A 5,431-nucleotide genomic window follows, 5' to 3' on the forward strand; every position below is an offset into this window, starting at 1 on the left:
CGCATCCAGCCGGTGTAGCGGCGGACCTCGTACTGGTCCAGGCCGCACTCGTTCTTCGCGGCCTGGAAACACTCTTCGATCGCCCAGCGCATCCCGGCGATCCGTGCCAACTGCTCTACGGTCGTGTCAAGTTGTGCGTAGGCGAGATAGTAGGCGATCTCGTCGGGCTTGGTCGGGCTGCGGCGGGCCAGCGCCCACCGCTGGCGGGCCTGGATGTCGTCCTGGTAGTCGAACTCGGCCACGGCGGGCAGCCGGATGGCCGCCCAGTGATAGACGCGCGGTCCCTTGGCACCGTTGCCGCACGAGATCCGCTCCCACGCCTCGTCCGGGGCCTGGGAAAACAGCCGGTCGATGCGTGGACAGCCCACGCTGAACTGGGATTTGGGCACCGCCAGGACACAGCCGACACCTGACTGTTCCAGCAGCCGGCGGAAGCGTCCTTCCTGTCCGTAGGCCGAATCCGCGGTGACCCAGGCGATGGGCAGCTCGGAGGCGAGCGCACGCAGCACCATGGCCTTGGCGAGGTCGCCCTTGGTGCGGAAGTCCCGTTCGTCGGGGATCTTCGCCGCGCGGCAGCGGTCGCGATCCTCGGTCCAGGACTTGGGCAGGTAGAGCTCCCGGTCCACCAGGGCTCGGCCCCGGGTGGAGGCGTAGGCCGCGAACACGCCGATTTGGCAGTTCTCGGTACGGCCGGCGGTGCCGGAGTATTGGCGTTGCACGCCCGCGGAGGTGGTGCCCTTCTTGATGAAGCCGGTGTCGTCGAGGATCAGCACTCCATCGTCCTCGCCGAGGCGTTCGGCGACGTAGTGCTGGAGCTCGTCGCGGATCTCATCCGCATCCCACCGGGAACCGGCGAGTAGGTGCTGCAGCCCGTCGGGGGTGGCATGACCTGCGTATTCGGCCAGCTGCCAGCCGTTCTTGCGGCCGACCGGGCCGAGCAGGCCGCGGACGTAGTCGCGCATCCGACGGCGCGGCTCCACACGGCTGAAACGGTGGCCGACACGGAGGAAGAGGTCTTCGAGTTCGTCGTCCCAGCTCTCGGCTGCGGGCTCGTTGATCACGGCGAGAGGCTGCCCCGCCGCTGCCACTACCAACGCCGGCTGCACACGATCGAGGGGCGGCCCCAAGAAGACCGCCCCTGACGGGCACCAGCCCACTACACTCACCGCGCAGCCTTCTGAACAGGCAAAACGTCGAAGTCCTGCTGGAGTACTAGCGCAGGGCTGAGATGCCGGCGAGAAAGATGTCCACCCCGACGAGGAACTGCTCGCGATCGTCGTGTTCGCCCAAGTGAGTCGCCGCCGCGTGCACGAACGGGTACCGGCCCGGGTCGATCTGCGCCCATTGCGTGGCGGCGTTCTCCAGGAAGGCCTCTCGGTCCGTGTCGCTGCCCGCGCGGAGCCGTGCGTTCGCGGCGTTCTGCGCGGCGACACCGAGGACGTAGTTCACGAGCGTGCCGGCCGCGTCGAAGCGCGCTTTTTCCGGAACACCGAGGGCGTCAAGCAGGCGGCCGACGCCCTCGTAGAAGTCCAGCAGCGCGGGCCGCCACGGCTGGCGGGAGAATTCCGCACCGACCCAGGGGTGAGCGTCGATCGCGTCGAACAGACCGAGGGCGAGGGCGCGCAGACCCGTGCGCGGATCCGCGTCGGCGACCGCTCCGGACATCACGCCGGTGATGACCTCGTCAGCGGCCGTCGCGAGCAGATCACTCTTGTCCGCGACGTGGTGGTAGATCGCCCCGTAGCCGGTGCTCAGGCGCACGGTGAGTGCGCGCAGCGTCAGCGCCTTCTCTCCGCCGCCATCCAGCATCTCGATCGCGGTCTGGACGATCAGCTCCCTCGACAGGCTGTCCGTCCGCCGCGGAGCCCGCGCAGATCCCTTCGCTGTTCTCTTCGCCATGACCCCAGCATCGCACGAATGGAGCGTCGATCCAACCTCGTGTTAGCGTGACTGGAGTGGCGATCCAAAGAGGCACTACGGCAACCCCACAAGGGGCTAGGGAGGACACCATGACGACACCTGTCACGATCATCGGAGCAGGTCTGGGCGGCCTGACGCTGGCCCGTGTACTGCACGTGCACGGCATCCCGGCCACGGTCTACGAGGCGGAGCCCGCGCCGGACGCCCGCCGCCAGGGCGGCCTGCTCGACCTGCACCCCCACACCGGGCAGGCCGCTCTGGAAGCGGCCGGACTGATCGAGGAGTTCCAGAAGCTGATCCTCCCGGGTCGCGAGGCGTACCGGGTCATGGATCAGGCAGGGAACGTGCTGCTCGACCTGCCTGACGACGGAACCGGCGAACGCCCCGAGGTACCGCGAGGCGCACTGCGGCAGATGCTCCTCGACTCCCTGCCCGCCGGCACCGTCCGCTGGGGCCGCAAGGTCACCGCCGTGCGGGGCCTCGGCGACGGCCGCCACCAGGTCGACTTCGCCGACAGCACCACCGTTGTCGCGGACCTGCTCATCGGCGCCGACGGAGCCTGGTCGCGCGTACGACCGGTGCTCTCGAAAGCCGCTCCGGAGTACTTCGGCGTCTGCAGCGTGGAGACGTTCCTCTTCGACGCAGAAACCCTCCACCGCGCTTCCGCGGAGGCGGTCGGAGCCGGCTCGCTGTTCGCGCTCGCACCGGGCAGGGGACTGCTGGCCCACCGCGAAGGCGGCGGAACCCTGCACACCTACGCGCAATTGAAGAAGCCCCAGGACTGGTTCGCCGGCCTCGATGCCACCGACGCCGCAGCCCTCACCGTGCGGGTCGCGAAGGAGTTCGACGGCTGGGCTCCCGAACTCACCGCCCTGATCACCGACAGCGACACCCCGCCGGCCCTGCGCCCCATCTTCACACTGCCGGCCAGGCACCGCTGGGACCGCATACCTGCGGTGACCCTGATTGGCGATGCCGCCCACCTCCGGGCGCCGAACGGCGAAGGCGCCAACCTGGCCATGGAGGACGGCGCCGAACTCGGCCGAGCCCTCGCCGCGCACCCCGGCGACGCGGAGACCGCGCTCACCACGCACGAACAGGCCATGTTCGCCCGCGCCGCCGCTGTGGAAGCTGACGACGACGGCTTCTACACGATCATGATCGACGACCACGCGCCCCACAGCTTGCTCGCCCTGATGACCGGCGCTGAACCGAACGCGTGATCCGCAGCCATGCGTGCGGCACCAGGCGGCCCGACGCAGTGCCCCGCACTGGCTCTGTTCACGAGTTACGGTTCTGGTCCAACTTCTTTCTTTGGTGTGCCTACTCCCTGTGACTGTTGGTCTTGCTGGTAGGTCTCGCGAGATCGTCCGGAAACTGACGGTGCCGCCAGCGTTCGGGCTGATGGTTCTGGGCTGTGCACGAGGTACTGCTCCGGCTGGAAGGGCTGCTCTTCCCGGCGGATCCGGGGATCAGGGTGGAATCGGTGCAAGACGATGGTGAGGTGATTCGCGTCGGTGTCAGATGCCGGACGGCCGGGGCTCGCGACCGGCTTGCCGTTCTCCAGGGACACGAGCGCGGCCAGTTCGTCGGCGTGCGCCTCCAGCACGTCGGCGCACCGCAGGAGCGTGCGGGCCCGTTCTTGCGGCGTCCGGTGGCGCCAGTCGGATGCGAAGGCATGCTGGGCGGCGTGCACGGCGGCGTCCACTTCCCGCGCGCCGCCGCCCTGAACCGTCGCGATGAGTTCGCCGGTGGCCGGGTCCTCCACCGGAAAGCGGTCCCCGACCGCGGTGGAGGACCACCGGAGCGTGGTGACCGGCGGATACGCCGGTATGGCATCGGGCATGGGAACTCCTCGTTCCGTGGGTTCTCGTACTGCTTGCGCGGTCAGGCGCTCGCGCGCTCGGCGGCTGGAAGATTGCTGCGCAGAAAGGCACCGGCACGCTCCAGGGCGTCCCGGCCTTCGTCCAGGTGCGCCGCGAACGCCTGGAAGACGTGGGTCACGCCCGGCACGACGTCGAGCGTCACGTCGACGTCGTCATGCGCGGCGCGCACGGCCAGCCGGGTGGCGTCGTCGAGCAGGACCTCGTGCGAGCCGGCCTGGATCAGCAGCGGCGGCAGCCCGGTGAGGTCGGCGTGGAGCAGGCTGGCGAGCGGCTCGGCGGGGTCGGCGCCGGCCAGGTAGCCGGCCGCGCGGACCCGGACCGCGGTGGCCGTGATGATCGGGTCGACGTCAGCCTTGCCGGTGATGCTCTCCCCGCTGCCGGCCACGGGCCTGCGGGCGTGGATCTTCCGCGGTTCGCGGTTCGTCTCGCCGATGGGGTCGATGAACTTCCGTCGGTTCAGCCCCAGCGCGGCGAGGTGGCGGGGTGACCGTCCGGCGGGAGATGGGTATGCCGTCAGCGGCGAGCTCGAACGCGATCCGGGCCGCGGGCCACTTGCGCTCCCGCCGCAGCGCCTCGATCCTCGCGATCACCTCGCAAGGGGTCGCTGTCGGTTGGCAGTGCGGTGCGCTGGAGCGGTCGAGCAGGCCCAGTTCCCCGTACCGCCGGTACCGGTTGACATTTGGAAGCACACGCGCGCGAGATGCCCATCTCCGCGGCGACGTGTGCGATGGGGCGGGTCTTGCAGCGTTCGACGAGACGTCGGCGTCCTTCGAGGGTCAGCGGGGCGTTGCGGTGGGACAAGAGGTGTTCCTTGCTTCCGGAGGCGGGATTGGTGGGAAGGAGTGGGGGCTCAGTGGTGCGCACGCCGGCGGAGGGCTATGAGTACGCCGGTGAGTGTGAGCGCGACGGGTATCAGGCTCATCGGCGTGGCGTGCCCGTGCGGGAGTGCCGCCTGGATCGCTCCGGCGGCGAGGACCTGTCCTGCGATGACAGAGAGTCCCAGGACGAGAACGCCGTGGATGCGGGCCAGCCAGGAGGTCAGAGCGACGAAGGCGGTGCCGAGCAGCCCGCCGGCGTAGAGGCCGGCATCGCCGGGCATCCCGTTCAGGCTGCCTGCAGCGAGCAGGCTGACGGCGAAGGCCACGATGAGTGTGGCCAGGCCGACCACCATGTTGTTCACGGTCGCGGCCCATGGGCCGGCAACTCGGGCGATGCGCCCGTTGAGTGCCTGCTGCACCGACAGGCCGGCCCCCGTGGCCAGCGGGATGGCGGCGGCCAGAACGGTTTCCCAGGCAACGCCTGCTGCGAGCTGCTCACTCGCGCCGATGCCCATGGCCGCGACAGCCAGGGCGGTTGCGATGACGCGCGAGCGGCCGACGGCCTGTCGTCCTGCCGGGCTGAGGCCGATGTGGTCGACGAACAGCGCACTGCATGCTTGTCCCGCGGTGACGGCGACGCTGAACAGTGCCACCCCGATCATCGGGGCTGTGAGGCCTTGGCTCGCGACGAAGCAGGCGCCCAGCACTGCGCCTGAGAGGACGTTAAGTCCGTTTCTGGTAGCGGCCGCGTTCGGGTTGCTCGAGGACTCCCTGGCGGACGAGTCGTCCCAGGCGGGAGCGGGTGAC

General features: G+C 69.6%; 6 protein-coding genes and 1 pseudogene. 1 reads left to right on the forward strand and 6 read right to left on the reverse strand.

The genetic code is table 11. The features are described from left to right. Both ACZ6NC_RS41705 and ACZ6NC_RS41710 read right to left on the reverse strand, forming a co-directional pair. Nucleotides 1–1,061: IS701 family transposase (locus ACZ6NC_RS41705; RefSeq protein WP_465739111.1), on the reverse strand; the 1,061-nt coding region annotated here is incomplete at its 3' end. Nucleotides 1,062–1,212: 151 nt separating this feature from the next. Next, nucleotides 1,213–1,899, reverse strand: a complete 687-nt coding sequence (locus tag ACZ6NC_RS41710) for a TetR/AcrR family transcriptional regulator (protein WP_465739112.1) — start codon at nucleotides 1,897–1,899, stop codon at nucleotides 1,213–1,215. A 110-nt stretch (nucleotides 1,900–2,009) separates the two neighbouring features. Here ACZ6NC_RS41710 and ACZ6NC_RS41715 point away from each other — a divergent pair, with 110 nt between their 5' ends. Continuing rightward, nucleotides 2,010–3,143 (forward strand): FAD-dependent oxidoreductase, encoded by a 1,134-nt coding sequence (locus ACZ6NC_RS41715; RefSeq protein WP_465739113.1) that lies wholly within the window; start codon nucleotides 2,010–2,012, stop codon nucleotides 3,141–3,143. Between the two features lie 65 nt (nucleotides 3,144–3,208). On the opposite strand, the gene ACZ6NC_RS41720 is transcribed toward ACZ6NC_RS41715, so the two are convergent. The 4 genes and pseudogenes from ACZ6NC_RS41720 to ACZ6NC_RS41735 all read right to left on the reverse strand — a co-directional run. Continuing rightward, the gene (locus tag ACZ6NC_RS41720) at nucleotides 3,209–3,766 is read right to left on the reverse strand and encodes an aldehyde dehydrogenase family protein (protein WP_465739114.1); all 558 of its coding nucleotides are present in this window, start codon (nucleotides 3,764–3,766) and stop codon (nucleotides 3,209–3,211) included. Between the two features lie 41 nt (nucleotides 3,767–3,807). Next, complete coding sequence (locus tag ACZ6NC_RS41725; RefSeq protein WP_465739116.1) at nucleotides 3,808–4,191, reverse strand: alpha/beta hydrolase; 384 nt, start codon at nucleotides 4,189–4,191, stop codon at nucleotides 3,808–3,810. Continuing rightward, nucleotides 4,192–4,607 (reverse strand): annotated as a pseudogene (locus tag ACZ6NC_RS41730) (helix-turn-helix domain-containing protein); the annotation flags it as partial. It lies immediately after the preceding gene. A 49-nt stretch (nucleotides 4,608–4,656) separates the two neighbouring features. After that, on the reverse strand, nucleotides 4,657–5,431 hold a 775-nt coding region (locus ACZ6NC_RS41735; protein ID WP_465739115.1), incomplete at its 5' end, for a DMT family transporter.

Source organism: Kitasatospora sp. NPDC041988 (assembly GCF_055588525.1).

Excerpts from the sequence above, each read along its gene's own strand:
- ACZ6NC_RS41710 (WP_465739112.1), bottom strand. The coding sequence starts at position 1,899 with ATGGCGAAGAGAACAGCGAAGGGATCTGCGCGGGCTCCGCGGCGGACG.
- ACZ6NC_RS41715 (WP_465739113.1), top strand. The coding sequence starts at position 2,010 with ATGACGACACCTGTCACGATCATCGGAGCAGGTCTGGGCGGCCTGACG.
- ACZ6NC_RS41720 (WP_465739114.1), bottom strand. The coding sequence starts at position 3,766 with ATGCCCGATGCCATACCGGCGTATCCGCCGGTCACCACGCTCCGGTGG.